The organism is Pseudomonas sp. 30_B, assembly GCF_017491605.1.
Taxonomy (GTDB): domain Bacteria; phylum Pseudomonadota; class Gammaproteobacteria; order Pseudomonadales; family Pseudomonadaceae; genus Pseudomonas.
This window is the reverse complement of sequence record NZ_JAFGYY010000385.1, coordinates 1-437: the sequence shown is the minus strand read 5'-3', so window position 1 is coordinate 437 and position 437 is coordinate 1. Positions and strand designations below refer to the sequence as shown.

The window sequence follows — 437 nt, the reverse complement described above, 5'->3', positions numbered from 1 at the left end:
GAGCGCGACCTGCTGGGCGTCGCGGCCGGTCAGGCGCAGGTAGTTCAGCGTCTCGTCGTCGATCGGGAAGATCGCGGCGGTGGAGCCGAACTCGGGCGACATGTTGCCGATGGTGGCGCGGTTCGCGAGGGAGGTGGCGGCGACGCCCTCACCGTAGAACTCGACGAACTTGCCGACGACGCCGTGCTTGCGGAGCATCTCGGTGATGGTCAGCACGAGGTCGGTGGCGGTGGTGCCGGCCGGGAGCTCGCCGGTCAGCTTGAAGCCGACGACGCGCGGGATGAGCATGGAGACCGGCTGGCCGAGCATCGCGGCCTCGGCCTCGATGCCGCCGACGCCCCAGCCCAGCACGCCCAGGCCGTTGACCATGGTGGTGTGCGACTCGGTGCCGACGAGGGTGTCGGGGTACGCCTGGCCGCCCCGGACCATGACCGTAC

Annotated in this window: 1 protein-coding gene; it reads right to left on the bottom strand. The window is 70.7% G+C overall.

Annotated elements, in window-relative coordinates; translation table 11 throughout:
• The coding region (locus tag J5M67_RS28780; protein WP_243434944.1) for an aconitase family protein at positions 1-437 on the bottom strand (437 nt) is incomplete at both ends.